Source organism: Brachybacterium sp. UNK5269, assembly GCF_049266655.1.
Classification (GTDB): domain Bacteria; phylum Actinomycetota; class Actinomycetes; order Actinomycetales; family Dermabacteraceae; genus Brachybacterium.
On record NZ_CP184883.1, the window covers coordinates 498955 to 521337 of the forward strand.

A 22383-nucleotide genomic window follows, 5' to 3' on the forward strand; every position below is an offset into this window, starting at 1 on the left:
GCCGCGCCCTGGAACTCCTGGGCCCGGCGAAGGATGCCCGCTATGCGGTGGCGTCTCCTCGCAGATGCTCCGCGATCGCGCGGAGCGCGGCCACCACCCGGTCGCCGTCCCCGGGCTCGAGGGGCTCCAGCATCTGCCTCTCGATGTCACGGATCCGAGCGTCGGCGTCGGCGAGCAGCGCCCGGCCCGGCTCCGTGAGCTCGGCGGGCCGACGTCGGCCGCTCGGGGCGCTGTCGGCGCGGGCGATCAGCCCTCGCTCCTGCAGGCTTCTGACCACGGAGTTCATGGATTGCGCCGTGACGAACACGCCGCGGGCGAGCTCGGCGTTGCTGAGCGGTCCCGTGCCTAGCAGCTCGAGGCACGCGTACTGCGGCACGGTCAGATCGAGCGGTCGCAGGGCCTCGTCCATGCGGGAGCGCAGCGCCGATTGTGCCTGCTTGAGCACGTAGCCGATGCGGCGGCCGAGGTCCGAGGTCTCCTGAGAGGTCTGCATATCAGTATGTTGACATAGCCTGGGGGGCCGAGCGAGTATAAGGACCCTGACATTCAGGATCCCGACAGCCAGGAGACCCCATGACCACCTTCGGACCCGACTTCCTCGCCCTGCAGGTTCGCGACCTCGAGGCCGCCGCCACCTTCTTCGAGCAGCATCTGGGCATGACGCGCGCCGCCTCGGCGCCGCCCGGCGCGATCGTCTTCGACACCAGCCCGGTCGCCTTCGCGGTGCGCGAGCCACTGCCCGGCGTCGACCTCGCGACGGCCCTTCCCCGTCCCGGGCTCGGCGTGGCGATGTGGTTCGGCGTCGACGATGCCGATGCGCTGCACGCACGGCTCCGCCGGGCCGACGTCGAGGTGCTCGGCGCGCCAGCCGATTCGCCGTTCGGGCGCACCCTCTCCTTCGTGGGCCCCGAGGGCTACCTGCTCACCGCCCACACCGTCGATCCGACGAGGCCGTGACGGCACGGGGCACGCGTCCCGTCCCTCCACGGCGCCTGTGGACTGCCCGAGATCCGCCCGCGCACGAGGTGGTCGACAGCCTCGTGCGCGGGATCTCGCGAGACCGACGCAGGGTTTTCCACAAGAGCCCCCGGCCGAACGCGTGCCACGTATCGTGCTTCGCATGAGCACCCCACCCGCGATGTGCGGACGCGCGCGTCGCCACCTCCACCGTAAAGCGCTGATCCTCGGCACGATTCTGCTGGTCATCGTCGGGTTCTTCCTCGCACTTCCCGCCATTTTCGCGCAGAGCGCGAGCGGGGCGATGAGTGGCATTTTCGCCGTCCTGTTCTTCACCTCGATGCTCTGGATCGTCGGGCTCGTCCTCGTCATCGTCGGGGTGCTCTGAGAGCTCAAGGCTCGCAAGATCAATCGTGAGGATTGGGCCACGGCCACGGCCCTCGCCGACCATGCCGAGGAACTCCTTCGACAGCCTGCCGGCAACGCATACGTTTCGGGATCCGTGATCCAGCTGGATCCGCAGCGGGTGCTCGAGGTGGAGCGGCATTTCGACGAGAAGACGGCCGGTGAAGCGCGTGGAGCCCTGATGCATCAGTTCAGCATGTTCGGGCAGTCCTTCGGGATCGGATATGCCGTCGGCGAGAGGACGTCTGTGGGGGCATCGGTGCACTCAGGCGCGATTCGTGGCATGTCGGATGTGCATCTCGCGCTTGCCTCGACGACACGTCACGACCTGATGGGGGACGCGCTCTTCGCGCTCTTCGAAACCCGGGACGGTGACGGGTCCGCCGACACCCTGCGCGTCACCGCGCTGTCGAACGGTGCCGTCCTTGAGTGGATTCATGGGCTCGTCGAGCAGACCGCGCAGCAGTTCGGTCTGGACACGCACTCGGGTGCGACCATCCAGGCCTACTCCCAGCGCCTCGCCGCCCATTTCGCACCGGCAGATGTCTCGTACCTCTCGGATCGACTGCACCTCGCCCTTGCGCAGGACAAGAGGGGCGAACAGGCTCCTGTGATCGGTGTCAGTGGCGTGCCGTCGGGCCGCGGCGCGATCGTCGCCACGAGTGCGAGGATCGGAACAGCCGACGATCTGCGGATCTTCCCGACGGCGTTCCCGGCGATGTGGGGCCACACCGTGGGCGGAGCGCTCGCAGCAGCATCCGCCTCCGCGCAGATCGCGAGCTGAGGAGCTCACGCAGACGGTGCGGCGTCTACCTCTCGACGACGAGGGGGCCTGCAGCGCCGTCGACGATCGGGTCGCCCTTCGATGCTGCAGCGTGTGAACGGCTGAAGCACACAAACACGGCGATGTCCGCCGCGTGCACCGAGAGCGGCAGCGCTCCTGACGTACTGCGCCGTGGCGCCGGCCTCTCGCAGCCCGATGGACGGAGCAGCCGCTGTCGGTCGGAGGCTTCGCGTAGCGAGGAGGGGCACGCAGGACCCCGCGCACCGCCGTGTGGCTCTCGAGCGGTGCAATCTCCGTGTTCCGTCAGCTCTGCTCGCCACGTTGGGTTCCCCGCCGCCCTCACTCTGCAGGCCGCCGGTGAGCGAGCGACGCTCGCTCCGGCTCCTGCTGCTCGCCTATCCGGGGAGTGCGGGCGAGAGGTCAGGCCGTGACCCGGCCCGGAGAACGCAGCCGGCGCAGGTCCACCCGGTCCCCGTCGAAGGGAACGCCCTCCTCGGCCAGCAGGGCGGGGGCGGTGTTGTCGTGGCACGTGGCCGGAGTCCCGTCCGCGCGGATCACCCGCCACCAGGGGATGTCGTCGGCGATGCGTGCGACGATGCGTCCCACCTGGCGGGGGTGCACCCCGATCGCCCACCCGATCTCGCCGTAGGTCATCACCCGGCCGGGCGGTATCGCGGCCGCTGTCGCGCGGACCGCGTCCTCAGGACTCTGCATGGCGTCGCCCTTCCGAGTGGGAGGATCACGATGATCCGGACGAGGGCGGCTGCCCTCGCCTCACGATAGTGGCGACGTGCAGCCTCCGGCTCGAGGGCGTCCTCGAACCGGGCCCCGCCAGCGGACAGACACTGTCCGCCCCGCGTGGGAGGCTCGGGAGCATGAACGCCGCCGAGCTCCCGCCGCCGCTGGTGATCCCGGACCGGGCCGCCTGGCGCGCCTGGCTGGAGGAGCACGAGGACCAGCCCGGCGGGGTGTGGCTGCTCCTGGCGAAGAAGGCAAGTGCGGCCCCGACGGCTCTCACGTACGAGCAGGCGCTGGAGGAGGCACTGTGCTGCGGATGGATCGATGGCCAGCGCCGCCGGCACGACGAGCACGCCTTCCGCCAGCTGTTCACTCCGCGCCGGGCCCGCTCGATCTGGTCGCAGCGCAACGTGCAGATCATCGCGCGGCTGGAGGCCGAGGGCAGGATGCGCGAGCGCGGGCGGGCCGAGGTGGAGCGGGCCCGGGCCGACGGGCGGTGGGAGCGGGCGTATGCGGGGCCCGCGACCGCTGAGGTGCCGGACGATCTCGCCGCAGCGCTCGCCGCCTCACCGGCTGCGGCGGAGGCTTTCGCTCAGCTGACCAGGTCCGCCCGGTACTCCGCGCTGCACCCCATCCTGACCGCGCCGAACGACACGGTCCGGACGCGGCGGATCGGGGCGCTGGTGACGACGTTGAAGTCCTCCGGGGCTGAGCTACCCGGCCATCCGCCGAGTTCGCCGGGTCTTGCTCCGCGTGAGAACGGGTCCTGAGCGTCACGCGTCAGGGCTCCGGTGGCGCCGGAGCCCCGACGCGTCACGTCGTCACTCGAGGCGTCGAGCGGCCGCGGAGACCTTGTCCTTCGCCTCGAAGGAGGCGATCACGTCCACCTCCCGCTCCGCGATGATCGCGGGGAGATCGGGCACACGGAGGTTCACGCGGCGCTCTCCGGCCGGCATGGTCCGCTCCAGCTCGGCCAGCACGCTCTCGCCATCCCAGATCAGCACCGTCGCGGTCCCCTTCACCGGGGACTGCAGGACCGCCGTGATGCGGTCCTTCTTCCGCTCCACCGAGGTGATCTCCAGATGCGGATCGGTCGGGCTGTGGCCACCCAACGGCACCCGATCGCCGGCGCTCTGGAGGATCGACAGCGGCGAGTCGACCGACCGCGCTGCTGTCGACGGAAGCACGGCGTCCTTCGGCTCGGATCCTGCGTCGTCCAGACCGTCGAGAGCCACCTGCCCCCAGCGCCACGGATCGGCTCGCACGCCGGCGAACGTCGACCATCCCACCCGCACCTGGGCCGCCTGGTTCTGGGTGTCCGAGTCGTTGATCAGGATGTTGAAGCCCATATGCGCCGGATCGATGGCATCGGGAAGCACGTCGAAGGGGATCTTGACCTCCATGTCGTACCCCGCATACGCGTCCGCGGTGTCGGCCATGGTCACCGCGACCTCCATGCCCGGTGCCGTCTCCTCCGCGATGCCCTGATGGTTGTCCCGATCCCGGCCCACTCCGGGCGGTCCGGTCATCGATCCCATTGACGGCATGATGCCCGCGATGAACGTCTGGGCAGTGTTCGCGGCAGTCCCGCGAGGGTCGACGTAGATCTCGACGGAGTCAGTGCGCCGCTGACGCTTGTTGTCGTCGATCGGCAGGATCGTGCCGCGCACGTCATCGGCGACGGAGAGGAAGACATAGAGGTTCTCGTCATCGAAGGTGAGCCAGGACTGCGCGCTCACCGACTCGGTGGTGCCGCCCTTGGTGCCGGCGCCGTCCCAGATCGTCTCCACCGGGATCGGCTCCCCGGGGTACTCGTCTTCCTCGCGGATGCCGTCGACGAGCGGGGAGGGCTCTGCCCGTGCGATGACCCGGCTGGGGACCAGATTCATGGTGGCCGTCCGCCGGGCGGAGGCGCCGTCCACGCTGGTGAGCAGCTCCACCGGCCAGGAGCCTCCGTTCTCGGCGCGGTTCGCGGTCGGGACCGCCTCGTCGGTGTTGGTGATGACGACGGTGTGCTCGGCGCTGTCGCCGGCCGGGACGGTGCCGGTCTCGAGGGTCGACGGTTCCGCGCTGAACCCCTCCGGGACGCGGATCTCGACCCTGCCGCTGCGGGCGCGGTCGGAGTAGTTGCGCACCGCGATGCCGAGGTCGCGTGCGCGACCCTGACCGACGGCGAAGAGCTCGGGGACCAGAGCGTCGAGGTGGCGGAGGTCCAGTCTCTCGGTCCAGTCGCGGAACTCGCGGATCTCCTCGAGCGGCTCGATGCTCGTCTCGAGGGCCCCGGCGGCGCGGACCGGCGCACTGGAGGTCCCGGTGCTCCTTCCGGCGGTCAGGGTGGCCGCGATCCTGGCGGTGGCGCCGGGGTCGACCGACGACTCCACCGTGACGTCGAAGGCGAGGACATGGCTCCGCCCGGCCGCGAGGGCTGGCATCGACTGCCCACCGCTGCTCCTCCACCCGGCGGGGACCTCGAGTGCCACCGTGCCGGCCGGCAGATCCTGCCCGGTCGGCGCGGTGATGCTCACGCGAACGGCCAGCGGCTCCTCGGCGACGAACTCGTAGCGGTCAGGGATCACCTCGAGCAGCGTCCCGAGCGGGAGACCTCCGTCGATCGGCAGTGTCGCTCCGCGCAGAGCGGCCTCGCCTCCGCTGGTGGGGTCGGCCAGCGGCGTTCGCGTGTGCAGCAGGGTCATCCATGTCGTGGCGATCTTCGCGGGGTCCGACGGGCTTCCTGCACGCTCGGCCCAGCCCTGGGTCACGTAGGTCCAGATGGCCTCGTCCTTGATCTGTGACCACCGCTTGCCGTGCACCTGGCTGGGGGCGCCGTCCCAGGCGCCGAAGACGAGGTCGCTGGTGATCGCCGGGGAGTAGCCGCCGGCGACGCCGTCCGGTCCGGTCGCCCCGCTCCCGTTCGCTCCGCTGCGCAGGATGCGGCGCGGGGTCCAGACGGCGAAGCCCTCCTCGAGGTGCTCCGGGAAGGCGGAGGGGTCGCCGGCCTGGAGGTAGGCCTCCAGGGCATACATCGCCGCCTGCTGATGGTTGCCGTGGTTGCCCTCGACGGCGGAGGGGTTCATCGTCACGATGACCTCGGGGCGGGTGGCCCGCACGACGCGCACGATGCGACCGAGGAGTTCGTCCCCGCCCCAGACCTGTCGGGACAGCGGCGCGCTGGCCGTGTAGTAGAAGTCCAGTGCGTCGAGGTTGTAGACGTGCTCGATGCCGGCCAGACCGACGGCGTCGCGCTCCTCGGCCTCGCGGATCAGGCCGAGGGCCGGGCCCTCCTCGAGGCCCACGGCGTTGCCGCCGCCCTCGCCGCGGGTGGCGGTGATGACCCCGACCTTCATGTCGTGGAACTCGCCCCACTGCCCGAGGGTGGCCAGGGTTCCGGCCTCGTCGTCCGGGTGCGCTCCGATGAACAGCACGTTGAGCTTCACGGACTCCGCTCCTTCTTCGGCGAGGGCGCGCTCCGCCGGGGTGAGGGCGAGGCCGGTGCCGGCGAAGGCGGTGGCCAACCCCATGGCACCGGAGGCCTGCAGGACTCTGCGGCGCGAGACGTACGCACTGCTCGGCGTGGCCGTTTCGGCCTGTGAACTGCGGTGATGACGTGTCATGGACGTTCCTTCCGAGGTCTGGGCCTCACCTCGACGTGATGCCCTTCATACTTCATAGCCTGAAGTAAGGAGCCAAAGCAAGGGCTGGGCGACGGCCGACTTACTCGATCATGCAGGGCGGATGTCGACGAGCGCGGATGCCAAGGGAAGGTTCCGCGCTTGCGCTCGGACTTTCTGCACGCTATAAAGTAAGAATGTCGACGGTGACCCAGAGCACGACGAACGGCGCACAGGGCCGCATGCGCCTGCAGCGCGTCGTCAGCGCGCTGCTCGAGCACGGGACGATGTCCCGCACCGAGCTCGCCGAGCTCACCGGGTCCTCGCAGTCCGCGATGACGGGTTCGATACGCCTGCTGATGAGCCTGGGCCACGTGATCGAGACCGGTCGAGGCCGATCGACCGGTGGTCGTCGGCGCACCCTGCTCGAGTTCGACCGGCGCAGCGTGCTGCTGATGCTGCTCTCCGTCGATTCCGGGTACCTCGTGGCGCGCCAGGTCGACCTCGCCGGGACCGTCCACGTGCAGGTCCGCCGACGCCTGGATCCGGACCAGCCGCTGACTTCGGTCCTGAACGCGATCGACGCCCTGCAGGGGGTTGCGGAGTCCCCGTCCACCTGTGCCGTCATCTCCCTGCCCGGGGTGGTCTCCGCCGACGGCGACGTCTCGCTCGCGCCGGCCCTGGGCCGGCCCACCGCGCGCCGCATCCAGGATGTCATCGCCGAGAGCTCGGGATTGCACACCATCGGCGAGAACGACGTGAACCTCCTGGCGCTGGGGGAGGCGAGGAGCGGCGCCGCCCGGGACGTCCGCGACTTCGGGCTGATCTTCGTCGGCGACGGCATCGGTGGCGCACTGGTGCTGGAGGGCCGCGTCCATCGCGGGGTGTCGGGATCCGCCGGAGAGATCGGGTTCCTGCCCTGGAACGGCGCGCTCACCGGAGGCGGGAGTGCGGTCGGCCCCCTCGAGGCGCAGTGGTCGGTCTCCGCCCTGCGCACGAGAGCGGAGGAGATCGGGGTGGAGGCCGACGAGGCGCATGTCGTCGAAGCTCTCGAAACCAGTGACGCCCCCGAGGCCGGGGCTCTGCTGGACGCCGCGATGGACGCATGGGCGTATGCAGGCGTGGTCCTGACCTGCGTGATCAACCCGGGTCGGATCGTCTTCGCCGGGGATGCGGCGCGTCTGTCGCGAGCCGCTCGCGCCGCCCTGGCGGCCAAGGTCCGGGCCGGCAGCCCCTCGCCGATCGAGATCTGCTTCGCGGAGCTCGGTGAGAACGCGATCGTCAGCGGAGCCATCGCGCATCTCCAGAACGACCCGTGGATCTTCCTGCCGGATGACGACGAGACCCGCAGCCGTCGGGAGCTCGGGCCGAGCGGGGCGCCGACGCAGACCAGTCCTGCGTCCGACCATGACCACGCCACGAACCCCGAGGCCGGCACCCACGCCGACCCCGAAGCCTGACCGCAGCACCTACACCCACTCGAAGGAGAGCATCATGCTGAACCGACGCCATTACCTCCAGGGCACCGCCCTGGTCGGCACTGCCGCAGCCCTCGCCGCCTGCGGCCTCGACGAGGGCGGGAGCGGCGGCGACGCCGGCTCCGGCTCCGGAGGCAGCGACGGCGGCGGCGCCGGCGCCGTCCCCTTCACCATCTACACCGCCCGCGACAGCGCGCTCGCCGAGAAGGTCGTGGCCGACTTCGAGGCCGCTCACCCCGAGTGGGAGGGCATGGCCACGATCCTCACCCTCGGTGCTCAGGAGGCCCTCGAGCGCGTGCGCGCCGAGAAGTCCAACCCGCAGGGCGACATCTGGTGGGGAGGCACCCGCCAGCAGCTGTCCCAGGGCGCCGCCGACGGAGTCCTCGCGCCCGCTCCGCAGGACGTCGTCGATGCCATTCCCGAGGAATATCGCGACCCCGAAGGGCTGTGGGTCGGCGAGATGCTGCTCGCCGAGCTGTTCATGATCAACACCGAGATGATCAGCGGCGACGAGATCCCTGCCGACTGGGACGATCTGCTGGGCGAGGAGTACGCCGACAACATCGTGATCCGCGACGTCGAGGCCTCCGGCACCATGCGCGCGATCTACTGCGCCATGATCGATCGGCTCTACGACGAGGCCGGCTCCCCGGAGGCCGGCTACGAGTGGCTGCTCGGCCTGGACAAGAACACCGCCACCTACGCCGCGAACCCGACCGACATGTACCAGCGGGTCAGCCGTCAGGAGGCAGCGATCTCGCTGTGGAACCTGCAGGACATCATGCTGCAGAAGAACGGCGACTTCCCCATGTTCGACGCGGTCGTCCCGACGTCCGGGGCGCCGATGCTCGTCGACGGTCTCGCCAAGATCGCCGACGGTCCCGGTGGCGCAGGAGCGGACGCCTTCATCAGCTACCTGCTGAGCCCGGAGGTGCAGACCTCGATGGCCGAGGAGTACTACCAGATCCCGGCGATCGAGCTCGAGCAGCAGCCGCAGTGGCTCGCCGATCTCGGGCTGACGGAGATGGAGGTCGATTGGGACCGCATCGCCGAGAACGAGGAGGAGTGGATCGGCCACTGGGCCTCCTCCATCAAGGGCAAGGGCTGACCGGCCACCACGTTTCTGGCAGGGGGCCCGCCCGTACGGGCGGGCCCCACCACCATTCCCCGGAGGACCACATGAACTCAGTCGACCTCGAGCACGTCTCCAAGGTCTACACCGGCGCCACCCCCTCGGTCGATGACGTCTCCCTGACCGTCGGCGACGGAGAATTCTTCACCCTGCTGGGCCCCTCGGGGTGCGGGAAGTCCACGACCCTGCGGATGATCGCCGGGTTCATCAACCCGACCGCCGGCCGCATCCGCTTCGGCGACCGTGATGTCACGAATCTGCCGCCCCACAAGCGCGACACCGGCATGGTGTTCCAGAACTATGCGCTCTTCCCGCACATGGACGTCGCCACGAACGTCGCCTACGGGCTGTCGATGCGGCGTGTCGCCGCAGCGGAGAAGCGGACCCGGGTGGGGGAGGCGCTCGAGATCGTGGGCCTGACCGGCTACGCGGACCGCCGCATCGATCAGCTCTCCGGCGGTCAGCAGCAGCGCGTCGCCCTCGCCCGCGCCCTGGTGATCCAGCCGTCGGTGCTGCTGCTCGATGAGCCGCTGTCGAACCTTGATGCGAAGCTGCGGGAGGAGACCCGCGCCCAGATCCGCCAGATCCAGCAGCGCGCCGGCACCACCAGCGTGTACGTCACCCACGACCAGTCCGAGGCGATGGCGATGTCCGATCGCATCGCGGTGATGAACGCCGGGGTCCTCCACCAAGTGGGGGCGCCGCGCGAGATCTACCGCCGCCCCGCCACCAGCTTCGTCGCCCGCTTCATCGGCCGCTCCAACGTGCTGCCCGGCGTGGTCGAGCACGTCGAGCCCGCGTGCATCGCCGTGCGCCTGGACGGCGGCGAGATCCTCCAGGCCCCCGTCGCCGAGGGCACACTCTCGGCCGACGTCGTCGTGGGGGACGAGGTGGCGCTGTCGGTCCGCCCCGAGACGGTCCGTCTCGAACCGGCCCCCGCCGGGAGCGGCACCGTCGTCGGCGCGCTCCGCGCGAGCGTGCGGATGACCGAGTTCACCGGGTCCAGCTGCGTGATCTGGCTGCGGTACGGGAACCAGGACCTGCTGGCCACCATCCCGGACACCGACGACCTGCCCGCAGCGGGCGACGAGGTGCTGCTGCGGCCGGACGCGGACCGCACCTGGGTGGTGGCCCCGTGACGCTCACCGCCCAGCCCACCGCGGCCGCCGCGCCCCGCACCCGCCGGAACCGCCTGCAGCAGACCGCCTCGGACCGCTTCGTCTACGTGCTCGCGATCCCGCTGGTGCTGATCCTGCTGATCTACATCGTCTTCCCGATGATCGCGACGGTGTTCACCTCCGCCGAGGACGGCGGCGCGGCCTACTCCGACTTCGTCTCCGGCAACTCCCGTCGGGCGCTGATGCTGTCGGTCGGGATCTCGTTGGGCTCGGTGCTGAGCGCCGGAGTGGTCGGTACCGGCCTCGCGGTGCTGCTGACCCGCTTCAGCTTCCCGGGGCGCTCGGTGCTGAAGGTCTTCGCCCTGCTGCCGCTCGCGCTGCCCCCGCTGATCGGGGCGCTCTCGTTCTACTACCTGTACGGCACCAGCGGCATCATCCCGCGCCTGCTGCAGGAGGTCACCGGCATCCCCGCCGCGGCGCTGTCCTTCGACGGCGTCGCCGGCGTGATGCTCGTGCACACCCTGACGATGTACCCGTACTTCTACCTCGCCGTGAGTGCCGGGCTCTCAGGCAGCGACGCCTCCCTCGAGGAGGCCGCGATGAACCTCGGGGCCAGCCGGTCGACGATGTGGCGCACCGTGCTGCTGCCCATGCTCACGCCTGCTCTGGTCTCCGGTGCCCTGCTGACGTTCATGGTCTCGATGGCTTCGTTCACGGCTCCGCAGTTCTACAACGTCAACACCCTGACCATGCGCATCGTCGCGGCGAAGACCTCCGGCGCGTACGACCTCGCCGCCGCGCAGTCCACCGTGCTCTCGGTGGTCTCGATCCTGTTCCTGCTGCTCATGCGCTGGTACCAGAACCGGCGGCTGACGCGCTCGATGTCCAAGGGCACCCCGCAGGCCGTCAAGACGGTCCAGGGCATCGTCCCGCAGGTGCTCGCCGCGGTGGGCTCCGCCGTGATCGTGCTGATCCTCGCGGCCCCGGTCGCGGCGATCGTGCTGCTCGCCTTCACCGTCAACGGCACCTGGACCACCCAGATCATCCCGCCCGACTACACACTGCAGAACTTCATCGACATCTTCACCGAGCCCCGCAGCCTGCGGCCACTGCTGGTCTCCTCCCAGATGTCGGCGATCGCGATGGCCGCGTCGATCGTGGTGGGCGTGCTGACGGCCTGGGTGATCGCCCGCTGGAAGGGCCGGGGCGCCGGCATCCTGGACCTGATGATCATGCTGCCCTGGGCGCTTCCCGGCACCGTCGTGGGCATCAACATCGTCACCGCCTTCGCCTCGCCCACCCCCTTCAACCTGGGCCAGGTGTTCATCGGCTCCCTCTGGATCCTGCCGCTGGCCTACTTCATCCGCTTCGTGCCGCTGGTCTTCCGCAACGCGGCCGCCTCGCTCGCCCAGATCGACCCCTCCGTGGAGGAGGCCGCCCAGAACCTGGGCGCCGGCCCCTTCCGCACCCTGCGCACCATCACGCTGCCGCTGATGGCGCGCGGCGTGATCGCGGGCGCACTGCTCGCGTTCGTCCAGGGCTTCGGGGAGTACGTGGCCTCCGTGGTCATCTACCCGGCCCGGTTCGTGCCGCTCTCGGTGGAGATCTACAACCGCCAATACGCCAACGACCTGGGATCGGCCTTCGCCTACGGTTCGCTGCAGGTGCTGGCCATCCTGATCGTCCTGATCGTCTCGGAGGTCCTGGAGAAGCCAGGACTCTTCACGCGCCGTCGCCGCACCGGTGACCTCGCCGCAACCGCCGCAGTCACCGCTGCGTGAGAGGAGCCCCTGTTGATGCAGGAGAACAGCACCCCCGACCCCGACACTTCCGCGCGGATCCCCCTGCGGGACCGCGAGGACCTCTCGATCTACTGGGACAACCACCTGCGAGTCGCCTTCGAGCAGTCCGCGCCGCACGACCTGCCCGCGATGGTCGAGGCCAGCCTCGCGCACGTGATCATGCTGCGCGAGACCGGCGCGCTGACCGAGCCGCGCGCGGACCGGCTCCTCGGCGGGCTCCTGTCGCTCTGGCGGCGATGGGGTGATGAGGGGCCGGTGGAGGACTGGCGGCCGCGCGTGACCTCCCACCCGTACGACGGTTCCGTGGAGGACCCGTACTACTACCTCGAGCAGCAGCTCGCCGCCGCGTGCGGGATCAGCACCTCGGACCTGGACGTGCAGCTCGCCCGCAGCCGCAACGACCTGGACGCGGGGGTGTTCCGCATGATCCTGCGCCGCGGGATCCTCGACCTCGCCGATCTGCTGCTGCAGACGGTGCGCGACCTCGCGACGGTCGCGGAGGCGAACGTGGACTCCCTGCTCATCGGCCACACGCACCGCCGCCCGGCCCAGCCCACCACGATCGCGCATGTCCTCTCGGGACTGGCCGAGGCGCTGCTCTCGCAGGCCGCGGAGCTGCTGTCCGTGTACGACGAGATGAACGTGTCCCCGCTGGGATCCGCCGCGTTCACCGGCACCGACATCGCGGTCGACGCGGAGCGCGTCGCCGACCTGCTGGGATTCTCGAGCTCCTTCACCGCCTCCTACGAAGCAGTGGCCGGGGCGGAGCACTTCATGAGGCTCGCCGGCCTGCACGCCCGCGTCGCCTCGACCGGCGCGCGCTGGGCGCGAGTGCTGCAGGAGTGGATGAACCTGGGCTGGGTGCGCATGCCCGACGAGTTCACGCAGGGCTCCTCGATCATGCCGCAGAAGAAGAACCCGGTGGTCCTCGAGCATCTGGTCTCGATGTCCGGCGCCGCGAACGGCGAGGCCAACGCCGTGTTCACCACGATCGCGGCCGGCTGGTACGAGGACTCGAACAACGCGACCACCGACGTGCAGAAGCACCTGTGGTCCTCGACCGAGCGGATGATCCGCTTCGTGCGACTGATCGATGGGCTCACCCTCGAGATCGAGCCCGCTGCGCTGCCCTCCGACGAGGACATCGTGCGCTCCGGCGCCACCACCACCGCGGTCGCCGAGGCGCTCGCGGCCCGATCCGTCCCGTGGCGCAGCGCGCACGACGTGGTGGGCACCCTGTTCCGGCAGGGGGATCCGACCACCTGGGACGCCGCCCAGGTCGAGGCCGCGCTCGCCGCAGCCGGCATCGACGACGACGACGGCCCCCTGCGCGAGCTGGTGCTCTCCTCGGGCCGGGATCCGCGACGGATCCTGGAGCGCGCACAGCCCGGCTCGCCCGGCCGGACGGCCATCGCCCGGGCGCTGGACGCTGCCACTCAGCGAGAACAGGCTTTGGCGGAGCAGTTCGGGACGCGGCGCGCAGCGCTGGACACGGCGCGCGAGCAGCTGCTCTCGACCGCGGCGGAGCTCGCCGGAACCGGTGGGGCGCGATGCGTGCTGAGCGTGATCGGCAACGCCAACCTCGACGTCATCGTGCACGACGCCCAGACCTTCCCCCCGCCGGGGACCGAGCGCATCGTCCCGAAGGTCGAGGTGCGGCTCGGCGGCTCCGCAGCCATCGCCGCGCAGCGCGCCGCCCAGCTCGGGCTCGCGACCCGGCTGGTCGCCAAGGTGGGTGACGACCCCTCGGGGCAGATGGTGCGCGCCCTGGCCCAGATCGACGGCCTCGACCTGGACCTGATCACGCAGGACGCCACCGACTCCGGGCTGACCGTCGTAGCCGAGGAGCAGGGGAGCGAGCGCTCGTTCCTGTCCTCGCTCGGGGCGATGGGGACCTTCTCGCCGGTCGACCTCGGCCCCGAGGCACTGGCAGCGCGCTACGTGCTGTTCAGCGGATACTTCCTGCTGCCGGGACTGCAGGGAGAAGCCGCGGGGGAGCTGCTGGCCCGGGCTCGGCGCGGGGGTGCGACCACGGCGGTCGACACCGGGCATCCGGACGGCGGATGGACCGAGGAGGCGCGCTCTGAACTGTTCGAGCACGTGCTGCCCCACACGGACATCCTGCTGCCCAACGAGAGCGAGCTGCGCGGACTGACCGGCATCGAGGATGTCGAGGACGCGGCGCGCGACCTCGCCGCCCGCACCGGCGCGATGGTCGTCGCGAAGCTCGGCGCTGACGGCGGACTGCTGTGCGCGGGCGAGGCGGTGCACCGCGCCGCGGCCCCGGCGGTGACCGCTCTGGACACCACCGGCGCGGGCGACAGCTTCAATGCGGTGCTGCTGGGAGCGCTGAGCCGGGGAGCGGACGGTGCGGAAGCGCTGCAGATCGCGGTCCTGGCTGCGTCGACGCTGGTGGCGACGGCGCCGGCCGAGCGGGAGGCGCAGCTGCGGTCGCTGTGGGGGTGAGGTCAGGGGCCGCTCGATACGGTGGTGCGGTGCAGATCCGAGTGCACCGCGCCACCACCGCGGACATCCCCGCGGCCGCGCAGACTCTTGCCGTGGCATTCGAGCAGTACCCCTGGACCCGGTGGTCGATCCCCGACGAGGGGTATGCGGATCGTCTGGAGGCGCTCCAGCGCATCTACCTGGAGCACGCACTGGCCTGCGGGCTCGTGCTCGTCGCCGGGGACGCGGACGGGGTGTTGGCGCTGATGCCTCCCGAGGCGCCGGCGCCGACGGACGAGGCCCAGACGCGGATCGCCGCTCTGCTCGGCGAGCGTCTCCCGCTTCTCCTCGCGGCTGAGCTGCCGCGAACTCCCACCGGCGCCTGGGAGCTCGCGACCCTGGGCGTGCATCCGAGCAGCTGGGGTCGCGGCATCGGGGGAGCGCTCCTGGCCCACGCGCTGCGCGAGGTGGGGCAGGCGGGCCCGGTTCCGGTCGCGCTGGAGACCTCCGACCCGCGGAACGTGACCCTGTACTCGCGACACGGGTTCGTCGTCGCGGCGACCACCACGATCACCGAAGGTCCGGTGGTGTATTCGATGGTCCGCCCCGGGACGGACGCGGCGAGCTGATCCCTTCCGCGCTCCTACGGATGACGTCGGGATCCACGTCGGTCAGGCGCCACCCTCGGTCAGGGCCGCGGACGGCAGCCAGTCGGCGCCGAGCAGCTGGGCGACGTCGGCCAGCCCAGCGGTATCACCGCCCACGGTGTCGGACGCCGCGGCGATCCGCTCGACCATCACCTTGCTGACCTGCTCCTCGACGGTGTCCTGCGCATAGGCGATGTGCCAGGGCGAGACCTGGTGGTCGCGGTGGGTGCGCCCGGTGACCTGCCGGCCCGCGATGCCGGAGAAGCGGGCCTGATGGAAGACGCCGACCCGGGGCTCGGTGCTCGCCTGGTGGCCACCGGGGAGGGCCTCGCCGGCGTGCAGGCTGATCGAGGCGACGGTGGTGAAGACGCAGACCTTCGCCTGTCCCGTCTGGAACCGCAGCCGCTCGGCCTCGACGTCGAAGCGGCCCTGGCCATAGATCGTGGCGACCTCGAGGCCGGCGTCGCGCAGCCGCTCGGTGATCGGCTCCGCGGCGGTCCCGACGAACTCGACCGAGCACGCCACCTGGCGCTCGGCCTCGACCTGCTGGGCGATCCAGGCCACCGTGGAGTCGACGCGGATCAGCCCGGCCTTCTGCCGGAAGCGCAGCAGCGCCGCACGTCCCTTGGCGGTGTTGCGGCCGCGCCGGGCGATGTCCATCTCGCGGCAGAACTCTCCCCACTCGGCGTCGTAGGCCGCCCGCTCGGCCGGGGTGAGCGTGACCGGCATGCTGGAGATCGGCACCGGCCCCCACGGCGCCGCGCGATGCAGCATGGCGGGCGGGTGCTGGTCGTCGAGCCAGCCGCGCACCAGGGCGAGGTCGGCGGCGCGTCGGGTGGCATCGGCGGTCCAGGTCGCGCCGTAGCGTCCGCGCTCGATCCCGACGCCGTGGCGTTCGAGCGCAGCCGCGAACGTGGCGCCGGGCTGGGCCGCGGAGGTCCACTCCTTCATCGGCTCTCCGTGGTGCTGGGCGTAGGCCGGGGCGAGATACGGCAGCTCGAGCGGGGTGTGACCGGGAGTCGCGGTCGTCGCGATCACGAAGGGCGCCTTCTCCTGCGGTTTCCCCTGCCCCGAGAGTCGCGCCCAGAGCTTCCACCGCTTGGTGGTGGTGCGGCGCAGCGCATGGGCCTCGTCCGCGATGATCACGTCCCAGGTGTGGCCGGCGACCTTCTCCAGGCGGTCCCAGGTGATCACCACCCACTCCAGGCCGCCGTCGCCGAGCGCCGTGATGGTGCGGCACCAGTGCCCGATGGTGATCGCGGCGGGCCGGTCGGCGACCACCAGCACCCGCTGCGCGCCGCGGAGGTCGCCCACCGCCGTCGCGCCGAGCACGGCGGAGATCGTCTTGCCGACGCCGGGTTCATCGGCCAGCAGGAACTGACGCCCTCCGGCCATGGCGCACTCCGCGATCGCGTCGGCCGCCTCGAACTGGATCCTGCGCGGCTCGAGATCCTCCGTCGGCTCGGGGGCGGGGGTCGGGTCGTCGGGGTTCAGCTCGTTCTCGAGGAATCGCCCGAGGGTGTGGGGACCGGGCGCATACGGCGCGAGGTGCGCCGGAAGCGCGGGCCCGACGTGGAGGTGCATCCTCACCGCCGCGTGCCAGGCGGCGCCCTCGACCTGGGTCCCGTAGGGGACATCGAGCACCCACAGCCGCTCACCCGGTCCGGCGACCGGCAGCGGCCGCTGCGACTGCCCGGATCCCGCCCGGCGCGGGGACCTGCGGCGTCCACGGGTGCTGGAACGGTGGGGGCTGGGCACCCGGCGACCTTATCGGGCTCTGGTCCGTGACCAGGGCGGCTCGCCCGCAACCATCGCCCACCCGGAGGGCAGGGTTCCGCGTCAGGCCGCTCGCTCCAGTCCCAGCGCCTCGCCGACCAGTCGCGGATAGTCGTCGAAGGACGACGGCTCGTGGATGGTGGGATCCGGAGTATCCGGGACCGCCACCACCCAGCGGAGGGTTCGGTGGCGAGTCATCCTCGCGATCACGACGTAACCGCCCGCAGGGTAGGGAATCGTGAGCAGGAGCTTGCGCTCATCCCGAAGGACCGCGTCCTCCAGCTCGGGGAACGCAGAGATGATCGCCGCGGAGATGCGCTCGAGCTGGAGGACGTCGTCGGCGGCATCGATGGCATCGCGGGAGGGGAACATGGCGGCTCCGTACGGTGGTGCGTGACGGGACGCCGCGCGGACGCCCTGCTGTGGTCGTGGTCCAGGATGGAACACGGATATGACAGGCGAGCGGTGTGCAGTCGCGAGACTTGAGCGCCCTCCGAAGCAGGGTGACTACGCTGGCCGAGGGTCCGCGAAGAACTCGGGCACCCGTGTGCTCGACCCACTCGAGGCGAAGGAGCCCCCACCCATGCGCGCACCGCAGAATCCCCGATCGGCAGGGGCCGTCGACGCCTTCGCCGAGATCATGGAACGCAAGCACGTCCTCACCTCGGCGCGCGCCACCGCTCCCTACACCACGGGCGACCGCTTCGGGGCGGGCGACGTGCTCGCCGTGCTGCGACCGGGCTCGCTGGTGGACATGTGGCGGGCACTGCAGGTGTGCGTGGACCACGATCTGATCGTCATCACGCAGGCCGCCAACACCGGGCTCACCGGCGGCTCCGGGCCGGGCGAGCAGGACTACGACCGCGACATCGTCATCCTCTCCACGCTGCGGATCGACCAGATCCACCTCCTCCACGACGCCCGCGAGGCGATCTGCCTGCCGGGCTCCACCCTCTTCGCGCTCGAGGAGGAGCTCGCCCCGCACGGACGCGAGCCCCATTCGGTGATCGGCTCGACCTCCATCGGGGCGAGCGTCGTCGGCGGCATCGCCAACAACTCCGGCGGCACCCAGATCCGCAAGGGCCCCGCCTTCACCGAGCAGGCGATCTTCGCGCGGGTCGACGAGCACGGGCAGATCCAGCTCGTGAACCACCTGGGCATCGAGCTGGGATCCGACCCCGTGCACATCCTCGATCGGCTGCAGCGCGGGCAGTGGGACGCCGCCGACGTCACCCCGCCGCCGCCGGACTCCACCGGCACCGTCTACGCCGAGCACGTGCGCCGGCTCGCCGGCTCTCCGGCCCGCTTCAACGCGGATCCGACGTTCCTGCACGAGGCCTCGGGCTGCGCCGGGAAGCTGATGGTGTTCGCGGTGCGCACCCGCACGTTCCCGCTCGAGCAGGACCGGGCGACCTTCTACATCGGCACCGACGATCCCGCGGACCTCGAGCGGCTGCGGCGCACGTGCCTCGCCGCGGACGGACCGTTGCCGATCTCCGGCGAGTACATGAGCGCCCACGCCTTCGACCTGGCGACCGAGTACGGCAAGGACACGTACGTCTCCCTCAAGCACGCCGGCAGCCGCACCCTGGTGCGCATGTTCGCCCTGAAGAGCTGGGCGAACGGGGTGTTCGCAAAGGTGCCGGGACTGGGCCCGTCGGTCGCCGACGCGATCTCCCAGAAGCTGTTCACCCTGGTCCCGGCGAACATCCCGACGCGACTGGTCGCGTTCCGGAACCGGTTCGCGCATCACCTGCTGCTGGTGGTCAGCGGCAGTCAGCGGGACGCGACGACGCAGCTGCTCTCCGAGTTCTTCTCCGCGCCCGAGCACGAGGGTGCGTTCTTCGAGTGCGACGCCGACGAGGCCGAGAGCGCCACGCTGATCCGCTTCGGCGTGGCCAGCGCCGCCAGCCGGTTCTTCGTCATGCACCGCAGCCAGGCCGCCGCCATGGTCACCTTCGACGTGGCCCTGCGCCGGGACGATGCGGACTGGCTCGAGGTGCTGCCCCCGGAGATCGCTGATCAGCTGCTTCAGAGCGTCTACTTCGGACACTTCTTCTGCCATGTGCTGCACCAGGACCACGTGGCCAAGAAGGGCGTGGACCCGGTGGCGCTGAAGCAGGCGATGACGGCGCTGCTGGAGAGCCGCGGCGCCGCCGTTCCCGCCGAGCACAACTACGGGCGCATCTACCCGGCGCCCGAGCCGATGGTGGAGCACTTCCAGCGGCTCGATCCGATGAACATGTTCAACGCGGGGGTGGGGCAGACGTCGCCGCGGAAGCGGTGGGCGTGAGGGCGGTGACCAGCAGGTGAGCGTTGGTGTGTGCGGGACCGCGAGGCCGACGTTCTCAGCCGGTGCCGGCCTCACCCAGATCCGGGCGCGCAGGCGCCGAAGGGTGCGGAAAGTGACCTCTTGACACGGGGACGAGGTGCGGAGCATCGTATGCGTCATACGAATAACGTCAGCGCGGACCACGGTCGGTGTCGCGCGACGTTCCGAGACTTGGGGGAACAGTCATGGCGCAGCGCCCGACGATGAACGACGTGGCCGCGCAGGCCGGCGTCTCCCAGGCCGTGGTCTCTCTCGTCCTCAGCGGTGCGCACGCCGGACGCGCCTCGGCGGCGACCGCGCAGCGGGTCCGCGACGCGGCAACCACCCTCGGGTATCGCACGAACCTCCAGGCCAAGAGCCTGAAGACGGGGGTCGCCGAGATCATCGGGCTGGTCGGCGACGAGGTCGCGACCTCACCGTTCTCGGGCATGATGATCAAGGGCGCCCAGGACCGTGCGTGGCGGGACGGCCACACGCTGCTGACGATCGACACCGGTGGGGACAGCGAGCTCGAGAGCGCTGCGGTGGAGACGATGCTCTCGCATCAGGTCCGCGGGATCATCTACACCGCGATGTACCACCGCGAGGTGACGGTCCCGGCCCCCGCTCTCGACACCCGAGTGGTCTGCCTGAATGCGCGAGACCTCGACGGCCAGGTCCCGAGCGTCACCCCGGACGAGGTCACCGGCGGGTACGAGGCCACCCGGGTGCTGCTCGATGCCGGCCACACCCGCATCGCGATGATCAACATCCATGACGTGCTCCCCGCGGCCCGCGGTCGGAGGGAGGGATATGAGCGCGCCCTGGCCGAATCGGGCCTCGCCGCGGACCCCGACCTCGTGTACAAGGGCGAGGGCACCCAGCGCTCGGGGTTCGAGGCGGCTCGCCACCTCATGGGCCTGCCCGTCCCTCCGACGGCGATCTTCTGCGGCAATGACCGCACCGCGCTCGGGGTCTATCAGGGCCTCGCCGAGATCGGACTGCGCGTTCCCGACGACGTCTCGATCGTCGGCTACGACGATCAGGACATCCTGCGGGACTTCTTCCATCCGGGCCTGACCACCGTCCAGCTGCCCTTCGCAGAGATGGGCGATCGAGCCGCCGCCCTGGTGCTTGACGCCGACGCGCCGGTGCAGACGCACCTGATCCACTGCCCGGTCATCCATCGCCATTCCGTCGCCCCGCCGAAAGGACAATGATGTCGCATTCCCTCACCGCCGCCGAAGTCGGCCCCCCACCGTTGGAGGGATCCGCTCCCAGGCCCTCCGGTACCGGGGCCCGGGCGGAGTCACCGCCTCCTCGCGCGAAACGGCGCCCGCTGCGTCGAATCCTCCATGCCTGGCAGTTATACGTATTACTGGCACCCGCCCTCGCGTACCTGATCATCTTCAAGTACTGGCCGATGTACGGGGCTCAGATCGCCTTTCGCGAGTACAACCCCGTGGACGGCTTCTTCTGGAGCCCCTGGGTGGGACTGGACCACTTCATCGCGTTCGTGACGTCGTTCCAGTTCGAACGCCTCGTGGTCAATACCCTGACGATCAACACCGTCGGGCTGCTGGTGGCCTTCCCCATCCCGATCATCCTCGCGCTCATCGTGAACCAGCTCCCCAGCGAGCGGTTCAAGCGGATGACCCAGACCATCCTGTACGCCCCCTCGTTCATCTCCGTCGTGGTGGTCGTGGGCATGATCCATCTGCTGTTCTCGCCGAGCTCGGGGATGGTCAATCACGCGATCTCGCTGCTGGGCGGTGAGCCGATCTTCTTCATGGGGACGCCCGAGTGGTTCCGCCCCCTCTACATCGGCTCGGATATCTGGCAGAACGCCGGCTTCTCGATGATCATCTACCTCGCGGCGCTGACCTCGATCGATCTCTCGCTGCACGAAGCCGCACGGATGGACGGCGCGAACCGCTTCCAGCGGATCTGGCACATCGACATCCCCGGCATCCTCCCGGTCATCACGATCCTGTTCATCCTCGCCGTCGGGAACATCTTCAATCTCGGCTTCGAGAAGGTCTATCTGATGCAGACGGATCTGAACCTCCCCACGTCCGAGGTCATCAACACCTACGTCTACAAGACCGGCCTGCAGAACGCCCAGTTCAGCTACTCGGCGGCCATCGGGCTCTTCAACTCCGTCCTCAATCTCCTCCTTCTGCTGACCTTCAACTGGGTCGCGAAGAAGGCCAATCAATCGAGCCTGTGGTGATGAACATGTCGAAGACCCTGTCCCCCTCGAGGAACTCCCTGCGCCGAGAGCCCTTCCACCGTCGCATGGCCGATCCGCTGTTCGCGGTCGTCACTTACGGACTGATCGGCGTTGCGATCATCGCGATCATCTATCCGCTGTACTTCATCGTCATCGCCTCCATCTCGGACCCGAACCTGGTCCAGCAGGGAAAGGTCGTCTTCCTGCCGAAAGGCATCACCTTCGACGGGTACCTGACCATCTTCGGGACCTCGACGATCGTGCGCGGCTTCGCGAACTCCCTGCTGTACACCGTGGTCGGCACCGCGCTCAGCGTGACCATGATCCTCACCGGCGCGTATGCCCTGGGCCGGAAGGACATGCCGGGACGCAACCTCTTCATGATCCTCTTCGTCATCACGATGTTCTTCGACGGCGGCATGATCGCCCGGTATCTCGTGGTCAAGGAGCTGGGCATGCTCAACACCATGTGGGCCGTGGTGCTGCCCGGCGCGGTCGGGGTCTGGAACCTCATCATCGCCCGCACGTTCTTCGAGCAGACCCTCTCCCCGGAGCTGAGGGAGGCCGCCCAGCTCGACGGGGCCTCGGACTTCCGGTTCTTCTTCGCGATCGCGATCCCGCTGTCCAAGCCGCTGATCGTGCTCATGGCGATGATCCATCTGGTCGCGAACTGGAATGCCTTCTTCGACGCGATGATCTATCTGAACGACGAATCCAAGTATCCGCTCCAGCTCATCCTGCGGAACGTCCTCATCCAGTCGCAGGCCTCCGCCTCCGGAATGGACATGGCGTCCATGGACAGCACGGCCGCCGCCCAGAAGATGGGCGAGCTCCTCAAGTACTCGATGATCGTCGTCTCCACCATCCCCCTGCTCATCGCCTTCCCCTTCCTGCAGCGTCACTTCGTCAAGGGCGCGACCCTCGGCGCCCTGAAGAGCTGACCCCCGCC

Annotated in this window: 19 protein-coding genes; 14 read left to right on the forward strand and 5 right to left on the reverse strand. The window is 69.9% G+C overall.

The genetic code is table 11. The features are described from left to right. Positions 1-40 precede the first annotated feature (40 nt). Complete coding sequence (locus tag ACOJUI_RS02275) at positions 41-493, reverse strand: MarR family winged helix-turn-helix transcriptional regulator (protein WP_422116493.1); 453 nt, start codon at positions 491-493, stop codon at positions 41-43. 80 nt (positions 494-573) lie between these two features. On the opposite strand from ACOJUI_RS02275, the gene ACOJUI_RS02280 reads away from it, so the two are divergent. The 3 genes from ACOJUI_RS02280 (at position 574) to ACOJUI_RS02290 (ending at position 2146) form a co-directional block, all read left to right on the forward strand. Continuing rightward, entirely contained in the window at positions 574-957 is a 384-nt protein-coding gene (locus ACOJUI_RS02280; RefSeq protein WP_422116494.1) for a VOC family protein, read from the forward strand. A 163-nt stretch (positions 958-1120) separates the two neighbouring features. Then, the gene (locus ACOJUI_RS02285; protein ID WP_422116495.1) at positions 1121-1345 is read left to right on the forward strand and encodes a hypothetical protein; all 225 of its coding nucleotides are present in this window, start codon (positions 1121-1123) and stop codon (positions 1343-1345) included. 114 nt (positions 1346-1459) lie between these two features. Further along, positions 1460-2146: a hypothetical protein gene (locus ACOJUI_RS02290; protein ID WP_422116496.1), complete on the forward strand. Its 687-nt coding sequence runs from the start codon at positions 1460-1462 to the stop codon at positions 2144-2146. A 420-nt stretch (positions 2147-2566) separates the two neighbouring features. On the opposite strand, the gene ACOJUI_RS02295 is transcribed toward ACOJUI_RS02290, so the two are convergent. Further along, positions 2567-2860 carry an MGMT family protein gene (locus ACOJUI_RS02295; RefSeq protein WP_422116497.1) on the reverse strand — a complete coding sequence of 98 codons (294 nt, stop codon included), beginning with the start codon at positions 2858-2860 and terminating at the stop codon, positions 2567-2569. Between the two features lie 161 nt (positions 2861-3021). On the opposite strand from ACOJUI_RS02295, the gene ACOJUI_RS02300 reads away from it, so the two are divergent. After that, the gene (locus ACOJUI_RS02300; RefSeq protein ID WP_422116498.1) at positions 3022-3654 is read left to right on the forward strand and encodes a YdeI/OmpD-associated family protein; all 633 of its coding nucleotides are present in this window, start codon (positions 3022-3024) and stop codon (positions 3652-3654) included. Between the two features lie 51 nt (positions 3655-3705). On the opposite strand, the gene ACOJUI_RS02305 is transcribed toward ACOJUI_RS02300, so the two are convergent. After that, positions 3706-6396, reverse strand: coding sequence for a PIG-L family deacetylase (locus ACOJUI_RS02305; RefSeq protein WP_422116499.1), 2691 nt, complete (start codon positions 6394-6396; stop codon positions 3706-3708). Positions 6397-6698: 302 nt separating this feature from the next. Here ACOJUI_RS02305 and ACOJUI_RS02310 point away from each other — a divergent pair, with 302 nt between their 5' ends. The 6 genes from ACOJUI_RS02310 to ACOJUI_RS02335 all read left to right on the forward strand — a co-directional run bounded on the left by ACOJUI_RS02310 (position 6699) and on the right by ACOJUI_RS02335 (position 15096). Beyond that, on the forward strand, positions 6699-7952 hold the full coding sequence (locus ACOJUI_RS02310; protein ID WP_422116500.1) for an ROK family protein: 1254 nt from the start codon (positions 6699-6701) through the stop codon (positions 7950-7952). 34 nt (positions 7953-7986) lie between these two features. Continuing rightward, positions 7987-9078 carry a substrate-binding domain-containing protein gene (locus tag ACOJUI_RS02315; RefSeq protein ID WP_422116501.1) on the forward strand — a complete coding sequence of 364 codons (1092 nt, stop codon included), beginning with the start codon at positions 7987-7989 and terminating at the stop codon, positions 9076-9078. A gap of 71 nt (positions 9079-9149) precedes the next feature. Next, positions 9150-10241 (forward strand): ABC transporter ATP-binding protein, encoded by a 1092-nt coding sequence (locus tag ACOJUI_RS02320; protein WP_422116502.1) that lies wholly within the window; start codon positions 9150-9152, stop codon positions 10239-10241. Further along, positions 10238-12001, forward strand: a complete 1764-nt coding sequence (locus ACOJUI_RS02325; protein WP_422116503.1) for an ABC transporter permease — start codon at positions 10238-10240, stop codon at positions 11999-12001. Before ACOJUI_RS02320 ends, ACOJUI_RS02325 begins: the two co-directional genes overlap by 4 nt. A gap of 15 nt (positions 12002-12016) precedes the next feature. Then, on the forward strand, positions 12017-14488 hold the full coding sequence (locus ACOJUI_RS02330) for a PfkB family carbohydrate kinase (RefSeq protein WP_422116504.1): 2472 nt from the start codon (positions 12017-12019) through the stop codon (positions 14486-14488). A gap of 29 nt (positions 14489-14517) precedes the next feature. Next, complete coding sequence (locus tag ACOJUI_RS02335) at positions 14518-15096, forward strand: GNAT family N-acetyltransferase (protein WP_422116505.1); 579 nt, start codon at positions 14518-14520, stop codon at positions 15094-15096. A gap of 42 nt (positions 15097-15138) precedes the next feature. On the opposite strand, the gene ACOJUI_RS02340 is transcribed toward ACOJUI_RS02335, so the two are convergent. Together ACOJUI_RS02340 and ACOJUI_RS02345 are read right to left on the reverse strand one after the other, a co-directional pair. Then, positions 15139-16872: a helicase gene (locus ACOJUI_RS02340; protein WP_422116506.1), complete on the reverse strand. Its 1734-nt coding sequence runs from the start codon at positions 16870-16872 to the stop codon at positions 15139-15141. Positions 16873-16953: 81 nt separating this feature from the next. After that, the gene (locus tag ACOJUI_RS02345) at positions 16954-17262 is read right to left on the reverse strand and encodes a hypothetical protein (protein ID WP_422116507.1); all 309 of its coding nucleotides are present in this window, start codon (positions 17260-17262) and stop codon (positions 16954-16956) included. Between the two features lie 211 nt (positions 17263-17473). Between ACOJUI_RS02345 and dld the strand changes: the two genes are divergently transcribed. From dld to ACOJUI_RS02365, 4 genes are all read left to right on the forward strand, one after another. Beyond that, on the forward strand, positions 17474-19183 hold the full coding sequence (dld, locus tag ACOJUI_RS02350; protein WP_422116508.1) for a D-lactate dehydrogenase: 1710 nt from the start codon (positions 17474-17476) through the stop codon (positions 19181-19183). 224 nt (positions 19184-19407) lie between these two features. Beyond that, positions 19408-20421, forward strand: a complete 1014-nt coding sequence (locus ACOJUI_RS02355; protein ID WP_422116509.1) for a LacI family DNA-binding transcriptional regulator — start codon at positions 19408-19410, stop codon at positions 20419-20421. A 203-nt stretch (positions 20422-20624) separates the two neighbouring features. Further along, positions 20625-21434 (forward strand): ABC transporter permease, encoded by an 810-nt coding sequence (locus ACOJUI_RS02360; RefSeq protein WP_422116510.1) that lies wholly within the window; start codon positions 20625-20627, stop codon positions 21432-21434. Then, positions 21434-22375, forward strand: coding sequence for a carbohydrate ABC transporter permease (locus ACOJUI_RS02365; protein WP_422116511.1), 942 nt, complete (start codon positions 21434-21436; stop codon positions 22373-22375). The genes ACOJUI_RS02360 and ACOJUI_RS02365 overlap by 1 nt, the downstream gene beginning before the upstream one ends. The last annotated feature ends 8 nt before the right edge of the window (positions 22376-22383 follow it).

Bases quoted from the DNA above. Each gene is read 5' to 3' on its own strand.
- ACOJUI_RS02300 (WP_422116498.1), top strand. From the start codon at position 3,022: ATGAACGCCGCCGAGCTCCCGCCGCCGCTGGTGATCCCGGACCGGGCC.
- ACOJUI_RS02345 (WP_422116507.1), bottom strand. From the start codon at position 17,262: ATGTTCCCCTCCCGCGATGCCATCGATGCCGCCGACGACGTCCTCCAG.
- ACOJUI_RS02275 (WP_422116493.1), bottom strand. From the start codon at position 493: ATGCAGACCTCTCAGGAGACCTCGGACCTCGGCCGCCGCATCGGCTAC.
- ACOJUI_RS02360 (WP_422116510.1), top strand. From the start codon at position 20,625: ATGTACGGGGCTCAGATCGCCTTTCGCGAGTACAACCCCGTGGACGGC.
- ACOJUI_RS02280 (WP_422116494.1), top strand. From the start codon at position 574: ATGACCACCTTCGGACCCGACTTCCTCGCCCTGCAGGTTCGCGACCTC.
- ACOJUI_RS02330 (WP_422116504.1), top strand. From the start codon at position 12,017: ATGCAGGAGAACAGCACCCCCGACCCCGACACTTCCGCGCGGATCCCC.
- ACOJUI_RS02355 (WP_422116509.1), top strand. From the start codon at position 19,408: ATGGCGCAGCGCCCGACGATGAACGACGTGGCCGCGCAGGCCGGCGTC.
- ACOJUI_RS02315 (WP_422116501.1), top strand. From the start codon at position 7,987: ATGCTGAACCGACGCCATTACCTCCAGGGCACCGCCCTGGTCGGCACT.
- ACOJUI_RS02295 (WP_422116497.1), bottom strand. From the start codon at position 2,860: ATGCAGAGTCCTGAGGACGCGGTCCGCGCGACAGCGGCCGCGATACCG.
- ACOJUI_RS02365 (WP_422116511.1), top strand. From the start codon at position 21,434: ATGAACATGTCGAAGACCCTGTCCCCCTCGAGGAACTCCCTGCGCCGA.
- dld (WP_422116508.1), top strand. From the start codon at position 17,474: ATGCGCGCACCGCAGAATCCCCGATCGGCAGGGGCCGTCGACGCCTTC.
- ACOJUI_RS02320 (WP_422116502.1), top strand. From the start codon at position 9,150: ATGAACTCAGTCGACCTCGAGCACGTCTCCAAGGTCTACACCGGCGCC.
- ACOJUI_RS02285 (WP_422116495.1), top strand. From the start codon at position 1,121: ATGAGCACCCCACCCGCGATGTGCGGACGCGCGCGTCGCCACCTCCAC.